The organism is Halopseudomonas xinjiangensis, from assembly GCF_900104945.1.
GTDB classification, from domain to species: Bacteria; Pseudomonadota; Gammaproteobacteria; order Pseudomonadales; family Pseudomonadaceae; genus Halopseudomonas; species Halopseudomonas xinjiangensis.
The window spans coordinates 2,770,611-2,784,630 of sequence record NZ_LT629736.1 but is presented as its reverse complement, the minus strand read 5'-3'; the positions used below and the strand labels follow the sequence as shown (position 1 = coordinate 2,784,630).

General features: G+C 62.2%; 16 protein-coding genes and 1 riboswitch. Of the genes, 10 read left to right on the top strand and 6 right to left on the bottom strand.

Annotation, left to right across the window (positions count from 1 at the left end; genetic code table 11):
* The first annotated feature begins 4 nt into the window (after window positions 1–4).
* The 10 genes from BLT85_RS12945 to BLT85_RS12900 all read left to right on the top strand — a co-directional run bounded on the left by BLT85_RS12945 (window position 5) and on the right by BLT85_RS12900 (window position 7,012).
* Window positions 5–670, top strand: a complete 666-nt coding sequence (locus tag BLT85_RS12945; protein WP_093395494.1) for a riboflavin synthase — start codon at window positions 5–7, stop codon at window positions 668–670.
* 23 nt (window positions 671–693) lie between these two features.
* Entirely contained in the window at window positions 694–1,785 is a 1,092-nt protein-coding gene (gene ribBA, locus BLT85_RS12940) for a bifunctional 3,4-dihydroxy-2-butanone-4-phosphate synthase/GTP cyclohydrolase II (protein ID WP_093395492.1), read from the top strand.
* A 60-nt stretch (window positions 1,786–1,845) separates the two neighbouring features.
* On the top strand, window positions 1,846–2,322 hold the full coding sequence (ribH, locus tag BLT85_RS12935; RefSeq protein WP_093395490.1) for a 6,7-dimethyl-8-ribityllumazine synthase: 477 nt from the start codon (window positions 1,846–1,848) through the stop codon (window positions 2,320–2,322).
* Window positions 2,323–2,802 carry a transcription antitermination factor NusB gene (gene nusB / locus BLT85_RS12930; RefSeq protein WP_093395487.1) on the top strand — a complete coding sequence of 160 codons (480 nt, stop codon included), beginning with the start codon at window positions 2,323–2,325 and terminating at the stop codon, window positions 2,800–2,802. It abuts the gene before it with no gap.
* Window positions 2,803–2,827: 25 nt separating this feature from the next.
* The gene (thiL, locus tag BLT85_RS12925) at window positions 2,828–3,817 is read left to right on the top strand and encodes a thiamine-phosphate kinase (protein WP_093397756.1); all 990 of its coding nucleotides are present in this window, start codon (window positions 2,828–2,830) and stop codon (window positions 3,815–3,817) included.
* Complete coding sequence (locus BLT85_RS12920) at window positions 3,810–4,304, top strand: phosphatidylglycerophosphatase A family protein (protein WP_231701480.1); 495 nt, start codon at window positions 3,810–3,812, stop codon at window positions 4,302–4,304. Before thiL ends, BLT85_RS12920 begins: the two co-directional genes overlap by 8 nt.
* A gap of 65 nt (window positions 4,305–4,369) precedes the next feature.
* Window positions 4,370–5,020, top strand: coding sequence for a retropepsin-like aspartic protease family protein (locus BLT85_RS12915; protein ID WP_093395480.1), 651 nt, complete (start codon window positions 4,370–4,372; stop codon window positions 5,018–5,020).
* A 116-nt stretch (window positions 5,021–5,136) separates the two neighbouring features.
* On the top strand, window positions 5,137–5,748 hold the full coding sequence (ribA, locus tag BLT85_RS12910; protein WP_093395478.1) for a GTP cyclohydrolase II: 612 nt from the start codon (window positions 5,137–5,139) through the stop codon (window positions 5,746–5,748).
* The gene (locus tag BLT85_RS12905; protein WP_093395476.1) at window positions 5,748–6,173 is read left to right on the top strand and encodes a hypothetical protein; all 426 of its coding nucleotides are present in this window, start codon (window positions 5,748–5,750) and stop codon (window positions 6,171–6,173) included. The genes ribA and BLT85_RS12905 overlap by 1 nt, the downstream gene beginning before the upstream one ends.
* Window positions 6,173–7,012: a cobalamin-binding protein gene (locus BLT85_RS12900; protein WP_093395474.1), complete on the top strand. Its 840-nt coding sequence runs from the start codon at window positions 6,173–6,175 to the stop codon at window positions 7,010–7,012. The genes BLT85_RS12905 and BLT85_RS12900 overlap by 1 nt, the downstream gene beginning before the upstream one ends.
* A gap of 79 nt (window positions 7,013–7,091) precedes the next feature.
* Here the strand turns inward: BLT85_RS12900 and BLT85_RS12895 are convergent, their stop codons facing one another.
* From BLT85_RS12895 to BLT85_RS12870, 6 genes are all read right to left on the bottom strand, one after another.
* Window positions 7,092–8,906: a TonB-dependent receptor domain-containing protein gene (locus tag BLT85_RS12895; RefSeq protein ID WP_093395472.1), complete on the bottom strand. Its 1,815-nt coding sequence runs from the start codon at window positions 8,904–8,906 to the stop codon at window positions 7,092–7,094.
* Between the two features lie 104 nt (window positions 8,907–9,010).
* Window positions 9,011–9,206, bottom strand: a riboswitch (cobalamin riboswitch).
* Between the two features lie 29 nt (window positions 9,207–9,235).
* On the bottom strand, window positions 9,236–11,149 hold the full coding sequence (gene dxs / locus BLT85_RS12890) for a 1-deoxy-D-xylulose-5-phosphate synthase (RefSeq protein ID WP_093395469.1): 1,914 nt from the start codon (window positions 11,147–11,149) through the stop codon (window positions 9,236–9,238).
* Window positions 11,150–11,294: 145 nt separating this feature from the next.
* Complete coding sequence (ispA, locus tag BLT85_RS12885) at window positions 11,295–12,182, bottom strand: (2E,6E)-farnesyl diphosphate synthase (RefSeq protein ID WP_093395467.1); 888 nt, start codon at window positions 12,180–12,182, stop codon at window positions 11,295–11,297.
* Window positions 12,179–12,415: an exodeoxyribonuclease VII small subunit gene (locus BLT85_RS12880; RefSeq protein WP_093395465.1), complete on the bottom strand. Its 237-nt coding sequence runs from the start codon at window positions 12,413–12,415 to the stop codon at window positions 12,179–12,181. Before BLT85_RS12880 ends, ispA begins: the two co-directional genes overlap by 4 nt.
* Before the next feature lie 68 nt (window positions 12,416–12,483).
* Window positions 12,484–13,260 carry a sulfite exporter TauE/SafE family protein gene (locus BLT85_RS12875; RefSeq protein WP_093395463.1) on the bottom strand — a complete coding sequence of 259 codons (777 nt, stop codon included), beginning with the start codon at window positions 13,258–13,260 and terminating at the stop codon, window positions 12,484–12,486.
* 35 nt (window positions 13,261–13,295) lie between these two features.
* Complete coding sequence (locus BLT85_RS12870; protein ID WP_093395461.1) at window positions 13,296–14,018, bottom strand: 16S rRNA (uracil(1498)-N(3))-methyltransferase; 723 nt, start codon at window positions 14,016–14,018, stop codon at window positions 13,296–13,298.
* Window positions 14,019–14,020: the final 2 nt, after the last annotated feature.

Genomic DNA, 14,020 nt, shown 5'->3' with positions numbered 1-14,020 from the left:
CTCTATGTTCACAGGCATCATCGAAGCGGTCGGGCAGATTCAGACCATGCAACCCAAGGGTGGCGACGTGCGTCTGTATGTTAAGACCGGTAAGCTCGATCTGGCTGATGTGAAGCTGGGAGACAGCATCGCGGTCAATGGCGTTTGCCTGACGGCGGTCGACCTGCCGGGTGATGGCTTCTGGGCTGACGTCAGCCAGGAGACGCTGCGTCGCAGCGCGCTGGCGGGCCTCAAGCCAGGCAGCCGCGTCAACCTGGAAAAAGCCTTGACGCCGGCTTCGCGGCTGGGCGGTCACCTGGTCAGCGGACACGTCGATGGCGTCGGCAAGGTGGTCTCGATGGAAGAGGATGCGCGCTCCTGGCATTTTCGCATCGAAGCGCCGGCAGCGCTGGCACGCTACATTGCCGAGAAAGGCTCGATTACCGTCGACGGTACCAGCCTTACGGTCAACGCCGTCGATGGCGCAATATTCCACCTGAACATCGTGCCGCACACCATGCAAGAAACCATCATGGGTGGTTACCAGCCAGGCTGCGTGGTGAACCTGGAAGTCGATGTGATTGCCCGTTACCTGGAGCGCCTGTTGCTCGGTGACAAGGCTGCTGAGCCCGGCAGCCAATCCGATATCAGTCTGGCCTTTCTCGCCGAGAACGGCTTCCTCAAGCCCTGATTCATGTGCCCGGGGAGGGCCAGATGAAACTCAATACCGTAGAAGAACTGATCGAAGATATCCGCGCTGGCAAGATGGTCATCCTCATGGATGACGAGGACCGCGAGAACGAAGGCGATCTGATCATGGCTGCCGAGGCCTGCCGTGCCGAGCATATTAACTTCATGGCGCGCCACGGTCGCGGTTTGATCTGCATGCCGATGAGCCTGGAGCGCTGTGAGCGCCTGCGCCTGCCGCTGATGGTTCAGCGCAACGGCTCGGGCTTCGGTACCAAGTTCACCGTGTCGATCGAGGCCGCCGAGGGTGTGACGACGGGCATCTCAGCCGCTGATCGCGCGCGAACAGTTCAAGCCGCCGCTGCGCACGATGCCGTCGCCGAGGATATCGTCAGCCCAGGGCATATCTTTCCGTTGATGGCGCAGCCTGGCAATGTGCTGGCGCGTGCCGGGCACACCGAAGCCGCCTGTGACCTGGCTCGCATGGCCGGGTTTGGCGAGTCGGGCGTGATCTGCGAGATCATGAACGAGGACGGCAGCATGTCACGACGTCCCGAGCTGGAAGCCTTCGCCGAACAGCACGGGCTGAAGATCGGCACGATCGCCGACATGATTCACTACCGCCTGCTCAACGAGCGCACCGTTCAGCGTGTTGCCGATCAGCCGCTGGATACCGAGCTCGGCAGTTTCAACCTGGTGACCTTTCGTGACACCCTCGACAGCACTATCCACATGGCGTTGACCCTCGGCGAAATTCAACCGGAAGAGCCGACGCTGGTCCGGGTGCATAACATGGATCCGCTTCGCGACCTGTTCATGGTTCGACAGGAGGGTCGCTGGACGCTGCACGCCGCGATGGCGCGACTCAACGAGGAAGGGCAAGGTGTCGTGTTGTTGCTCGGCGGCCACATGGAAGGCGACGAGCTGCTGCATCACGTCAAGCAACTGGCTGGCGAGGAGCCGCCAGTGCGTCGTCCGGCGACCTACAATACGGTCGGTGCCGGCTCGCAGATTCTGCGCGACCTGGGGGTACGCAAGATGCGCCTGATGTCAGCGCCGATGAAGTTCAACGCCATATCCGGGTTCGACCTGGAAGTAGTAGAATACGTCCCCTGCTAATAACGCACCCGATTCACGGCTGAGCCACGAGCCCAGCCGGTTCTTTAAGAGAGAGTGAACATGACTGCTATCCGTACCATCGAAGGCGATTTCATCGCTGCCCAGGGCCGCTACGCACTGATCGTCGGCCGTTTCAACAGCTTTGTGGTGGAAAGCCTGGTGGCCGGCGCTGTCGACACCCTCAAGCGCCATGGCATCAAGGAAGCCGACATCACCATCGTCCGCGTTCCCGGTGCCTTCGAGATTCCGTTGATGGTCAAGAAGGTTGCTGAGCTCGCTCAGTTCGATGCGATCATCACGCTGGGCGCTGTCATTCGTGGTGGCACCCCGCATTTCGAATACGTCGCTGGCGAGTGCGTCAAGGGCACCGGCGCCGTGTCGCTGGAATACGGTATTCCAGTAGCCTTCGGTGTGCTGACCGTAGACAGCATCGAGCAAGCCATCGAGCGCTCGGGCACCAAGGCCGGCAACAAGGGCGCAGAAGCCGCCATGTCGGCTCTCGAAATGGTCAGCGTCATCAAGCAATTGGGGGCTTAAGTGTCCGATTCCGAGCAACGTCCGGCCGAAGCCGGGCGCCCCAAGGCGTCCGCGCGCCGCAAAGCACGCAGCTTTGCCGTACAGGCCCTGTATTCCTGGCAGATCGCCGACCTGCCTCTGTCGGATATCGAGGCTCAGTTTCGTACCGACAACGACTTCGCCAAGGTAGACGGTGCTTACTTTCACGAGCTGCTGACCGGTGTGCCGCGCTCGCTCGACGAGATCGACGAGCAGCTGGGTAAAGTCCTCGACCGGCCAGTGAAAGAAGTTGATCCGGTTGAGTTGGCGATTTTGCGCATCGGCGTCTATGAGTTGCTTAAGCGTATCGACGTGCCCTACAAGGTAGTCATCAACGAAGGCATCGAAATGGCGAAGATTTTCGGTGCCACCGATGGCCACAAATACGTCAACGGTATTCTCGACAAGCTGGCGCCGTCGTTGCGCAGCGTCGAGGTCAACGCCGCCCGGCGAGGACGCTGACAGTCAAGGGAGAGCCGGCATGCCAATGGGTGAATTCGAGCTGGTCCGCCGGTTCTTTCGCAGCAAGGCCCTCGAACAGGCCGGTGATCGCCAGATGGTGGCGCTGGGCATAGGTGATGACGCCGCCTTGCTCAACGTCCGCCCGGGTTACCGTAGTGTCATCTCCACCGATTCGATGGTGGAATCCGTTCATTTTCCCTCCGATTACATCTCCGCTGATCTTGGCTACCGAGCGCTTGCCGTGGCGGCCAGTGATCTGGCGGCCATGGCTGCCCGTCCGGTGGCGTTTACGCTGGCGCTGACCTTGCCGCGGACTGACGAGGCCTGGTTGGAAGGTTTCTCCAGGGGCCTCGCCTGCGCTGCGGGTGACTTGCGCATGTCATTGATCGGCGGCGATACCACCCGTGGTCCGTTGAACATAGGCGTAACCGTTTTCGGTGAGGTGGCCAGCGGGGCGGAGATGCGCCGGGACGGTGCGCATCCGGGCGACTTGCTGTGCATAAGCGGCCCTCTGGGTGACGGCGCGGCGGGCCTTGCCGTCGTGACCGGCCAGGATCTGCCTGCCGGTCTGACCGAAGCCGACCGTGACTACCTGCGGCGCCGCTTCTGGTCTCCGCAGGTGCACTGGGAGTTCGGTCTGGAGCTGGCAAAGGTAGCCAGCGCTGGGCTGGACGTGTCCGACGGCCTGTTGGCTGATGCCGGACACCTGGCCGAAGAGAGCGGCGTCGGCCTGCAAATCCGGCTTGCCGATCTACCGTTGTCCTCTGCGCTGGGCTGTTGGCCTGCCGCTCAGCGGGACGCCTGGATGCTCAGCGGCGGCGACGACTACGTCTTGCTGTTCACACTGCCACGCGCCAGTGAGCCGCAGCTCAACGTCTGGCGGGCTGCCGGCTGGCCGGTTACGGTAATCGGTCGGGTCGTCGGTGGCGAAGGTGTCTGGCTCGATCGGGGCGACGGCCTGGAGACCTATTCCGGAGCGCCGGGCTATCAGCATTTTGGAGGTTGCAGTGTCTGAATCGCACGAGCCGGTCCCAGCCTCGGTATGGCGTAATCCGGTGCATTTTCTCGCCTTCGGATTCGGTAGCGGCGCAGCACCTCGCGCCCCTGGCACCTGGGGCACGCTGGCGGCCATGCCGTTCATTCTGCTCTGGCAGCAGTTTTCCGTGGCTGGCTATGCCGCGGTAATTCTGGTTGCGACCTTGTTCGGCATCTGGTTGTGTCAGCGCACCGCTGATGATCTTGGCGTGCATGATCATGGCGGAATCGTCTGGGATGAGTTTGTCGGCGTATGGATCGCGCTCTGGCTGGCGCCGGTGGGCTGGTCGTGGTTGGTCGCTGGCTTCGTGCTGTTCCGCCTGTTCGACATTCTCAAGCCGTGGCCTATCGGTTGGGTAGACAAGCGGGTCGGTGGCGGGCTGGGTATCATGCTGGACGACATTCTCGCCGGCTTCATGACGCTCGGTGTACTGTGGCTCGCCGAGCTTCTGGTCGCCCGCCTCTAGACCCCTGGACAGCGGCTGGCGGCATGGCTAACGTGATAGACCGGCTGGCAAGGGAACGCTCCATCATGAAAACCATCTGCTCGACACTGCTCTTGAGTTCACTGGCTTGCGCATCTGTTGTGATGGCAGCCCCACCTGACGTACGGGTGGTCGGCCTGTTCAATGATACTGCGGTAGTCACCGTAGACGGTAAACGTCACATGTTGCGGGCGGGTCGGCCCGGTCCTCAGGGCGTCGAACTGGTAACCGCCAACAGCCGTAGTGCGACCCTGCGTGTGGATGGTCAGCTCCGTGAGTTCGGTCTGGAAACCGATTACAGCGAAGCCTATACCGACCGCGAGAAAGTGCGGGTGAGTATTCCCCGTAGCGCCGGCGGTCACTACCGGACCAGTGGTTCGGTCAACGGCCAGGGCGTTTCTTTCATGGTCGATACCGGTGCCACCAGCGTAGCGATGAACTCCGACCAGGCGCGACGCCTAGGGGTCGACTACAAGCTGGACGGCACCCCGATAAAGGCGACCACCGCCAGCGGACAGGTGTCCGGCTACCGGGTGAGTCTGGCGCGGGTGAAAGTCGGCAACATCGAACTCAGCAACGTCGATGGACTGGTTCTGGAAGGCGCCTTTCCGGTGGAAGTGTTGTTGGGGATGAGCTACCTGCGTAGGGTACGGATGGAAGACCAGGGTACGGTGCTGGTGTTGGAGCAGCGTTTTTGACGAGCTTTGGGGGCCGCCGGCCATGTGCCGATATTCATCCGGGCGAGAGCGTCGCCGCCACCGGCCGCACCTGCTAATATAGCCCCCCTTTTCAAGCGGTCAGACAGGAGATTGGTGTGCCAGTCACCTTTGTTGCGTCATCCCAGCTCCCCACCCAGTGGGGCACGTTCACCATGCATGGATTCCTCGAACCCGGCACCGGCAAGGAACACGTCGTGCTGACCATGGGTGACGTCGCTGACGGCCAGCCGGTTCTCGGCCGCCTGCATTCCGAATGCCTGACCGGCGATGCCCTGTTCAGCCTGCGCTGCGATTGTGGTTTCCAGCTCGAAGCTGCGCTAAAAGCAATCGCCGCAGAGGGTCGCGGCGCCTTGTTGTATCTACGCCAGGAAGGGCGTGGCATCGGACTGATGAACAAGATCCGTGCCTATCATCTGCAGGACAACGGCGCCGATACCGTCGAGGCCAACGTGCAACTCGGCTTCGGTGCCGATCAGCGTGACTACGCGATCTGCAAGCCGATGCTCGATCATCTGGGTATCACCAGTCTCAAGCTTCTGACCAACAATCCACGCAAGGTCAACGCGTTGAAAGATATCGGCATCGGTGTCGCCGACCGCCTGCCGCTGCAGTTTGGCCAGAATCCCCACAACAGCAAGTACTTGGCAACCAAAGCAGGCAAGCTCGGACATCTGCTGGGTAATCTGCATCAGGCCGAGGTGGAGTGATGGCTGAAGCTCGCACCCATTGGCAGGCTCTGCAGCGCAACTGGCGCATGCAGTGCGCAGCCTCGCTGATTCTGCCGGTCGCTCTGGTATGGTTTCTTGGCGACTGGGAACCCGCCTGGCCCGAGGGTGCGATGCCGCTGTTCATCGTCGGCCTGGCCAGCGTCGCGCCGACCCTGTGGCGCTTCCGCCAATACAAGCGGGCGCTGATCGAAGCCGACGCACAGAGTGCCTCGCCAACCGCCGAAGACGCATGGAGTCGTCTGCATCACCAGCAATTGCTGGGGCTGTTGCATGCCAAGCTCCCCGGCTGGATCGGCATACTGCATTACGTGTGCACCGCTGAGATTGTCCCGCTGGTCCTGCTGGTTCTTGCCACGCAGGGCATCATGTTGCTCTATCGACCGCCGTCTGCCTGGGTCAAGTAATGCGTGGGTGGCTGCTGGGCGCTGTGCTGTGCCTCAGCCTGCCAACGTCCGCAGCCGAGCGCATCGTCAGCCTGGCGCCTTTTCTCACCGACATGGTGCTGCTTTTCGAGGCCGAAGCCAGGCTTGTCGGTGTGCTCGATGACCAATCCCTTCCCGGCGAACTGGACGGCGTGCAGCGTGTGGGTGCCCACCAGTCCCTGTCCCTTGAACGCATAGTCACGCTGCGTCCCGACCTGGTGCTGGGATGGACCTCAGGAAATTCCCCCGAACTGCTGACTCGTCTCGAGTCGCTCGGTATCGCAGTGCGGCGTTTCGATCCGCAGACGCTGCAGGCTATCGACCGCATGACTCTCGCTTTGGGCGACCTGCTCGGTGAGCGCGAGCGAGCTCAAGCGCTGAGCACAGCCTATCGAGTGCAGTTGTCCAGTTCGCTCAGAAGCTCGCCGGGCGAAGGGCCGGACGTGTTCGTACAGTTGTGGAGGGAACCGATCTTTACTGTGGCTGGTGAGCAGCTTCTGAGCGATGTGCTGAGACATTGCGGTGCGCGCAATGTGTTTGCGTCGTTACCCGGACTGGCACCGCAGATCAGTGTCGAGGCGGTGCTGGCGGCGCAGCCGGATGTGATCCTCGCGCTGGCGGAAGAGAGGAGCCAGGCGGCTGGTTGGCTGGAGCGGTGGTCCGCTTATCCGCAACTTCCGGCGGTGCGGCATGACAGGTTGTATGCGCTGCACAGCGACGCCTTGGTCAGGCCGACCCCTGCGATTGCTCGCGGGGTAGCAGAGCTGTGCGGCCTGCTCGCTGCGGGCAGAGCGCACCCTGCGGCTGACCAAAAGCGCTAGCCCCGCCCCGGCCCTGTTCCCAGAGGCAACCTGGCGCAGGCCGCCGCATCAAGCAGATGCGCGCGGCTGCCCGCTGTTTTTACAGGGTCGGCGTCCAGGTCATTGATAGTCGGGCGTTGAGCTGTTCTTCCTGATAGGCGTATGTGCGCCCGGCGTAGGAATAGTTAGCCAGTCGATAGTCGCGTTCCAGAAGATTGCTGATGGCCAGGTCCCAGCGCAGGGAGGGCAGCATCCGCCAGCTTGCTCTGGCTTCCAGCGTGCCGAAACCTGACAGCTCCTGTTGATTGGCCCTGTCGTTGTATCGCTGGCTGTTGGCGATGATGGTGAACCCAACGCCGATATTGCCGAACTGGCGGTCCGCGTCGAGGCTCAACGTGCGTTTGGCCCGGCGGGGCAGTTGCCTGCCGGTGCCGCGCTCACGTGGATCCAGCCAGGCGGCTGACGCAGTGGTTTGCCAACCCAGTACATCTCTGGTCGCGCTCAGCTCGAGTCCGTGAATACGAGCCTGGGAAATGTTCTGCGCCACGTAGAACGGGTCCAGCAGAATCATATCCTCGATATCGGTGCGAAATGCCGCCACCTGCAGCGAGGTTTCATCCACCTCTCCGCGCCACTGCAGTTCGTAGCTCTTCGACCATTCCGGGTCGAGGAGGGGGTTGGCGCCGTACGCCGTGTAAAGGTCGTTGAATGTCGGGGCGCGAAAGCCTTCGCCATAGGATGCGACCAGCTGCTGACCGTTGGCGAGTGGCACGATCAACGCCGCATTGCGAGTGTTGGCGTGACCGAATTGTTCGCTATCGTCGTGCCGCCAGCCCAGTTCGGCACTGATGCGCTCTCCGCTGAAGCGGTACTGGGCGAAGGCTGCCCGGTTGTAGCGCTCGGTCCGCGTGAATTCCGAATTGCTGCGGAGCCGGTCCTCATACCAGTCGAGCCCGGTCTGCAGTTGATGAGCGTCGCTGAGCTTCAGCGTATTCAACCAGCTGGCGGAGTCGCGGTAGGTGTTGTAGGTATAGCTGGCAAAGTCATACAGGCTGTCGCGCTTATCCTCGACGTGGCCTGCCTCCAACCTTGCGGTCCAGACCCGGTTGGCTTGCCATTGAAGGTGGGTCGAGACAGTGCTCAGGCGAAAGTCGTCTTCCGGGTTGCCGAACAGGTCGTACTCGGTATTGCCCGATTGCTCGTTGAGCCGCAGACCCACATCCAACGTATCGGTAATCCAATGTCTTACGCTGAGGTTGTACGCTTCGTTGCGATAACCGTCGCGGTCTTCGTCGCCGCCGGCATTGTGCCGGGTGCGGTCGATGCCGGCAGTCTCGTTGAGGGTCCCACCGATGTCGACAGTGGTACGTTCGTCGCCTCCGGAAAGCGCCAGGCTGCGAGTGTAGGTCTGGTTGCTGCCAATACCGAGCTTCACGCGTGGTCTGAGCCCGGGCTCGCCTTGGCGCGTGAAAATCTGCACGACCCCACCAATGGCATCCGAACCGTATATGGCGGAGCGTGGACCGCGTATGACCTCGATTCGATCGATGTTCTCGACGTTGATAAATTCCAGGCTGGGCTGCCCGGCCGAGGCGCTGCCAATGCGTTGACCGTCGATCAGAACCAGGCTTTGCGTAGCGCTGGTCCCGCGTAGCGAAAGCGTCGTCAGGCTGCCAAGTCCGCCATTGCTGGTGATTGAAGCACCCGGAACGCGGCGCAACAGGTCGGCTACGCTGTAGGGCTGCAGGCGCTCAATGTCGGCACGGGTGAAAATGCTACTGGCTGCGGTACTGCTACTGGCGGGCTGCGGCTGCCGCGATGCAGTAACGATGGTGTCGCTCAGGGCGATCGAGTCGGCCGCTACAGCCAGGCTCGAGCTCAGCAGTGCGGGAATGAAAATCAGGGGCTTGTTCATATATATCCTCAAAAGAATCTTTTGAGGAGGGCGAAAGTCGGCAGAAATGGGGCGTCCTGGAGGGCGGCCGCACGCCTGCGCTGACCGGTGGCGCCCTCCGCGTCACCTCAGCAATCGTCAGGGCCGGTCTCCGGACTCACGACTTCAAGCGCGTTGCCTTCCCATGCCGAAGCACAGTGGCTGGTGACGCGCTCTGCAGGTCAGACCTGCGATCGTTTACCGTTGCGGGGGCAGCGTCGGGGTTGCACCGACTTCCCGTTTCACCCGGCCTTGGCCGGGCACCCTGCGATTGGAAAGCCGGGCGACTCTAGGGGTTTGCCGTTAGAGGGTCAAGCCTGCTTGATGGCTGGCTTGCCGATCGATGCGAGACGTGTGCGGATGGAGCGCTCGATACCGGCCGCGTCGAGGCCGCACTCAACCAGCATTTCGGACGGTTTGGCGTGTTCGACGTAGACGTCCGGCAGGCCGAGGTTCAGCACGGGCTTGCTGATGCCTTCGGCGAGCAACCATTCGTTGACCGCGCTCCCAGCGCCGCCCATGACCGCGTTTTCTTCTACCGTCACCAGCAGATCGTGTTGCTCGGCGAGCTGGCGCACCAGATCGGTATCCAGGGGTTTGACGAAACGCATATTGGCGACTGTAGCATCCAGCGAGGCCGCTGCGGTCAAGGCGTTGGCATGGAGGGTGCCAAAGCAGAGTATCGCTACCGACCTACCCTGACGGGTAATCACGCCCTTCCCAATCGGCAAGGACTCCAGCGCCGGATCGATCGCCACGCCCGGACCGGTGCCTCGCGGGTAGCGAACGGCCGCGGGACCTGAGAACAGAAAGCCGGTGCTGAGCATTTGTCGCGTTTCGTTCTCGTCCGCCGGGGCCATGATGACCATGTTTGGCAGACACCGAAGGTAGGAAAGGTCGAAGCTGCCGGCATGAGTCGGACCGTCTTCACCCACCAGGCCCGCGCGATCGATGGCGAACAGCACATCGAGATTCTGCACGGCGACGTCGTGCACCAGTTGATCGTATGCACGCTGCAGGAAGGTCGAGTAAATCGCCACTACCGGCTTCATGCCTTCGCAGGCCATACCCGCGGCCAACGTCACCGCATGCTGTTCGGCGATTGCGACGTCGAAGTAGCGATCAGGAAAACGCTCGCTGAAAGCGATCAGGTCGGAGCCTTCTTTCATCGCCGGGGTGATGCCGACGAGGCGCTTGTCATGCGCGGCCATGTCGCACAGCCATTGGCCGAAGACATTCGAAAACTTCGGCTTGCTGGCGCTGGTGGAGGTCGCTGCGACCGGCTTGGGCTCGAGCTTGGTGATGGCGTGATAGCCGATCGGATCGGCCTCGGCTGGCGAAAATCCCCGGCCTTTCTGCGTGATGACGTGAAGAAGCTGCGGCCCTTTGAGCTTGCGCATATTCGCCAGCGTGGTAATCAGAGTCGGCAGATCGTGTCCGTCGATCGGCCCGATGTAGTTCCAGCCAAGCTCCTCGAACATGGTGCCTGGCACCAGCATGCCTTTGGCATGCTCCTCGGTGCGCCTCGCCAGTTCCCACGCCTGCGGAATCTTCGAAAGTACCTTTTTGCTGCCCTCGCGCATATGCGAGTAGGTGCGGCTGGAAAGGATCTTTGCCAGATAGTTGGAGAGGCCGCCGACATTGCGCGAGATGGACATGTCGTTGTCGTTGAGCACCACCAGCATGTCCGGTTCAACGTCCGATGCGTGGTTGAGGGCTTCGAATGCCATCCCCGCCGTCAGCGCTCCGTCACCGATCACGGCAACGGTGCGCTGATCGAGGCCGCGTAGGCGCGCCGCAACCGCCATGCCCATCGCGGCGCTGATCGAAGTACTCGAGTGTCCGACACCGAAAGTGTCATAGGGGCTCTCGCTGCGGCGGGGAAAGGCAGCCAGGCCATCCTTCTGGCGCAGCGTTTTCATCTGTTCGCGACGACCTGTAAGGATCTTGTGCGGGTAGGCCTGATGACCGACATCCCAGACCAGGCGATCGGCCGGCGTGTTATAGACGTAATGCAAGGCAACGGTGAGTTCGATCACGCCGAGCCCGGCACCGAAATGACCGCCGGTCTGGCCTACGCTCCACAGGAGAAACGCGCGCAACTCATCAGCGAGCACGAGCAGGCTGGCTTCATCCAGCCGGCGCAGCGTGGCGGTGTCGTCGATGCTGTCCAGAAGCGGTGTGCTGGGACGCTCGCGCGGTATGTCGTGAAAGGTACTCGGCATCGATACTGCACTCTGGGTGCCAGCGAGCTGGCGAAAAATCAAACCGGCAGTTTACCCGATTGGCTCGCGTTGCCCAACCGCGGGTGCCCGGCGCGTACCGGCAGGCCCCTGTCAGCTCCCGCCATGCATTGCAGGCGCGCCACAATCAGAAGCGTCTCTGCACAATATAGTCGGCAAGTTCACGCAAGCGAGCAGCATCAGGGCCGAAACACTCGATCGCAGCGAGTGCTTCGTCACGCAAATGCAGTGCCAGGGATTGCGCCTGTTCGAGGCCGAGCAGGGCAGGATAGGTCGGTTTGTCGCGGGCGATGTCTGCGCCTTGCTGTTTGCCCAGCGTGGCGGTGTCGCTTTGCACATCGAGGATGTCATCCTGGACCTGAAATGCCAGGCCGATGGCGCGAGCGTAGCGGCGCAGGGTTTGCAGCTGGTCATCGGTGGCGTATTGGCTGGCCAGTGCTCCCAGTTGCACTGCTGCGCTGATCAGCGCGCCCGTTTTGTGTAGGTGCATGTCTTCCAGTGTTGCCAGATCGAGCTTGTGTCCGACGGCGGCGAGATCAATCGCTTGGCCGCCGACCATGCCCTGCGGCCCGGCGGCTCCGGCAAGCGTGCGGATCATCTCCAGACGGGTCTCCGCGGCATAGCGCGACTCCTGTGCAAGCCAGTCGAACGCCAGCGCCTGCAGGCCATCGCCGGCAAGAATCGCGGTCGCCTCGTCGTAGGCTCTGTGACAGGTCGGCTGACCGCGACGCAGATCGTCATCGTCCATAGCGGGCAGGTCGTCATGGATCAGGGAATAGGCGTGGATCAGCTCAACCGCAGCGGCGGCGGTGTCGGCCTGTTCGGCAGAACCGCCAAGCGCTTCGCAACTGGCGTATGCGAGCAATGGGCGGACGCGCTTGCCACCCATGGTGACGCTGTAGCGCATCGCGTCGTACAGGCGCTCAAGGCGGGGATGCTGATTGTGCAGGCGTTGGGTCAGCTCGAGATTGATGCGCTGCTGGCATTGCTGCAAGTAGCCGACAAATCCGCTCATTCGGCATCGCCGTCGAAGGGCGTCGTGGTCAGCGCACCGTTCTGCTCGATCAGTTGCTGCACCTTCTGTTCAGCCAGTGTGAGCGCCTGCTGGCAGTCCCGGGTGAGGGCCACGCCCTGCTCGAATGCGGTCAGCGATTGCTCAAGGCTCAGGTCGCCGCTTTCCAGTCGCTCGACCAGCGCCTGGAGCTCGCTCAACGACTGTTCGAAATCCACTGGTTTCTTCCGGGCCATGCGTTTACCTCGGTAATCTGGGCGGGTCGGTTCCGGCGAACATTACCCAAGCCGACCCGGGGAATCAATCAAGCGTATACGTCGTGGAAATAATAAAGGGTCAGTCCCCAGGCGATAGCGGTCACCACGCGTCGCAGCCAGACATTGGGCAGCCAGCGGGCGATGAGTCCGCCACAGTAACCACCGCTGACCGTGCCCAGCAACATGATGCCAAGCGCCGGCCAGTGTACCGCGCCGGCAATGATGAAGGTCAGCGCCGCGACACTGTAGATGACCGAGGACATCAGGCTCTTGATCGCATTGATGCGGACGATCTGGGTATGCCCGGAAATCGCCAGACTGGCAATCATCATGATGCCCATTCCTGCGCCGAAGAAGCCCCCGTAGAGCGATACCGCCAGTTGCGCAAAGAAGCCGGTGACAGTGAGATGCTCGCGCCGACCCTGGCCGGAATCGAGTCTGGCCACTTGTCTGCCCAGCCAGGGACTGAACGTGAACAGCAGGGTTGCCAGGAGCAGCAGCCACGGCACCAGCCGGTAGAACAGCTGGTTACTGGTCAGTAGAAGCAGTACGCCACCGACCAGCCCGCCGATGGCTGCCGCTGCCATCAGTGGTACGAGATAGTGACGCAGCGACAACCGCCGCAGCTCCGGACGCAGCGCCAGCGCTGCCGAGACACTCGCCGGCCAGAGCGCAACGGCGTTGGTGGCATTGGCTGTCACGGGCGCGATGCCGACCGCCAGCAACGTCGGGAATGAGAAAAAGGTGCCGCCGCCGGCCAGCGCATTCATCGCGCCAGCAGCAAAGCCGCCAATGGCGATCAGCGCAGCCTGCATCAAGTCCATGGTCATTCCTGATTGAGACGCCGGCAAGCCGGGCGTTACAAGTCGCCCCACAGATGCTGGGCAATGCTCAAAGCCACGATCGGAGCGGTTTCGGTGCGCAGAACGCGCGGTCCGAAGCGCGCAGCGACGAAGCCCTGTGCGATCGAACGCTCGATTTCTTCCTCGGACAGGCCGCCTTCCGGCCCGATCAGCACCGCCAGTTTTCGGGGCGAGCTTACCTGCGTGAGGTCTTGATCGGTGCGGTGATGCAAAACCAGTCTCAGGTCGGCATCAAGCGAGCCCTGCCAGGCGTCGAGAGGTTGCGGAGGATGCACGGGGGGCACCACGCTGCGCCCGCACTGTTCGCAAGCGCTGATCGCGATCTGCTGCCAGTGGCTTTGACGCTTGTCGGCGCGCTCGCCCTGCAGTTTCACTTCGCAGCGCTCGGTAAACAGCGGAGTGATCTCGCTCACCCCCAGCTCGACCGCCTTCTGAATGGCCCAGTCCATCCTCTCGCCGCGCGATAACGCCTGTCCCAGGTGGACCTTCAGCGAAGACTCGGCAAGTCCCGGTACCGCCGGTTTCAGCGACACCTGTACCTCGCGCTTGCCCACCTGAAGGACCTGTCCTGGCCACTCCTGGCCACTGCCGTTGAAAATTTGTACCGAAGCGCCCGGGCTGAGGCGAAGCACCCGGCCGACATAATGGGCCAGGTCGCCTTCGAGCAGGTGTTCGCCCTCGCTCAGGGGCGCATCAAGATAGAACCGCGACACGCGCATCG

Bases quoted from the DNA above. Each gene is read 5' to 3' on its own strand.
- BLT85_RS12880 (WP_093395465.1), bottom strand. From the start codon at position 12,415: ATGGCCCGGAAGAAACCAGTGGATTTCGAACAGTCGTTGAGCGAGCTC.
- BLT85_RS12870 (WP_093395461.1), bottom strand. From the start codon at position 14,018: ATGCGCGTGTCGCGGTTCTATCTTGATGCGCCCCTGAGCGAGGGCGAA.
- BLT85_RS12915 (WP_093395480.1), top strand. From the start codon at position 4,370: ATGAAAACCATCTGCTCGACACTGCTCTTGAGTTCACTGGCTTGCGCA.
- BLT85_RS12905 (WP_093395476.1), top strand. From the start codon at position 5,748: ATGGCTGAAGCTCGCACCCATTGGCAGGCTCTGCAGCGCAACTGGCGC.
- thiL (WP_093397756.1), top strand. From the start codon at position 2,828: ATGGGTGAATTCGAGCTGGTCCGCCGGTTCTTTCGCAGCAAGGCCCTC.
- ribBA (WP_093395492.1), top strand. From the start codon at position 694: ATGAAACTCAATACCGTAGAAGAACTGATCGAAGATATCCGCGCTGGC.
- ispA (WP_093395467.1), bottom strand. From the start codon at position 12,182: ATGAGCGGATTTGTCGGCTACTTGCAGCAATGCCAGCAGCGCATCAAT.
- BLT85_RS12875 (WP_093395463.1), bottom strand. From the start codon at position 13,260: ATGGACTTGATGCAGGCTGCGCTGATCGCCATTGGCGGCTTTGCTGCT.
- dxs (WP_093395469.1), bottom strand. From the start codon at position 11,149: ATGCCGAGTACCTTTCACGACATACCGCGCGAGCGTCCCAGCACACCG.
- BLT85_RS12945 (WP_093395494.1), top strand. From the start codon at position 5: ATGTTCACAGGCATCATCGAAGCGGTCGGGCAGATTCAGACCATGCAA.
- ribH (WP_093395490.1), top strand. From the start codon at position 1,846: ATGACTGCTATCCGTACCATCGAAGGCGATTTCATCGCTGCCCAGGGC.
- BLT85_RS12900 (WP_093395474.1), top strand. From the start codon at position 6,173: ATGCGTGGGTGGCTGCTGGGCGCTGTGCTGTGCCTCAGCCTGCCAACG.
- BLT85_RS12895 (WP_093395472.1), bottom strand. From the start codon at position 8,906: ATGAACAAGCCCCTGATTTTCATTCCCGCACTGCTGAGCTCGAGCCTG.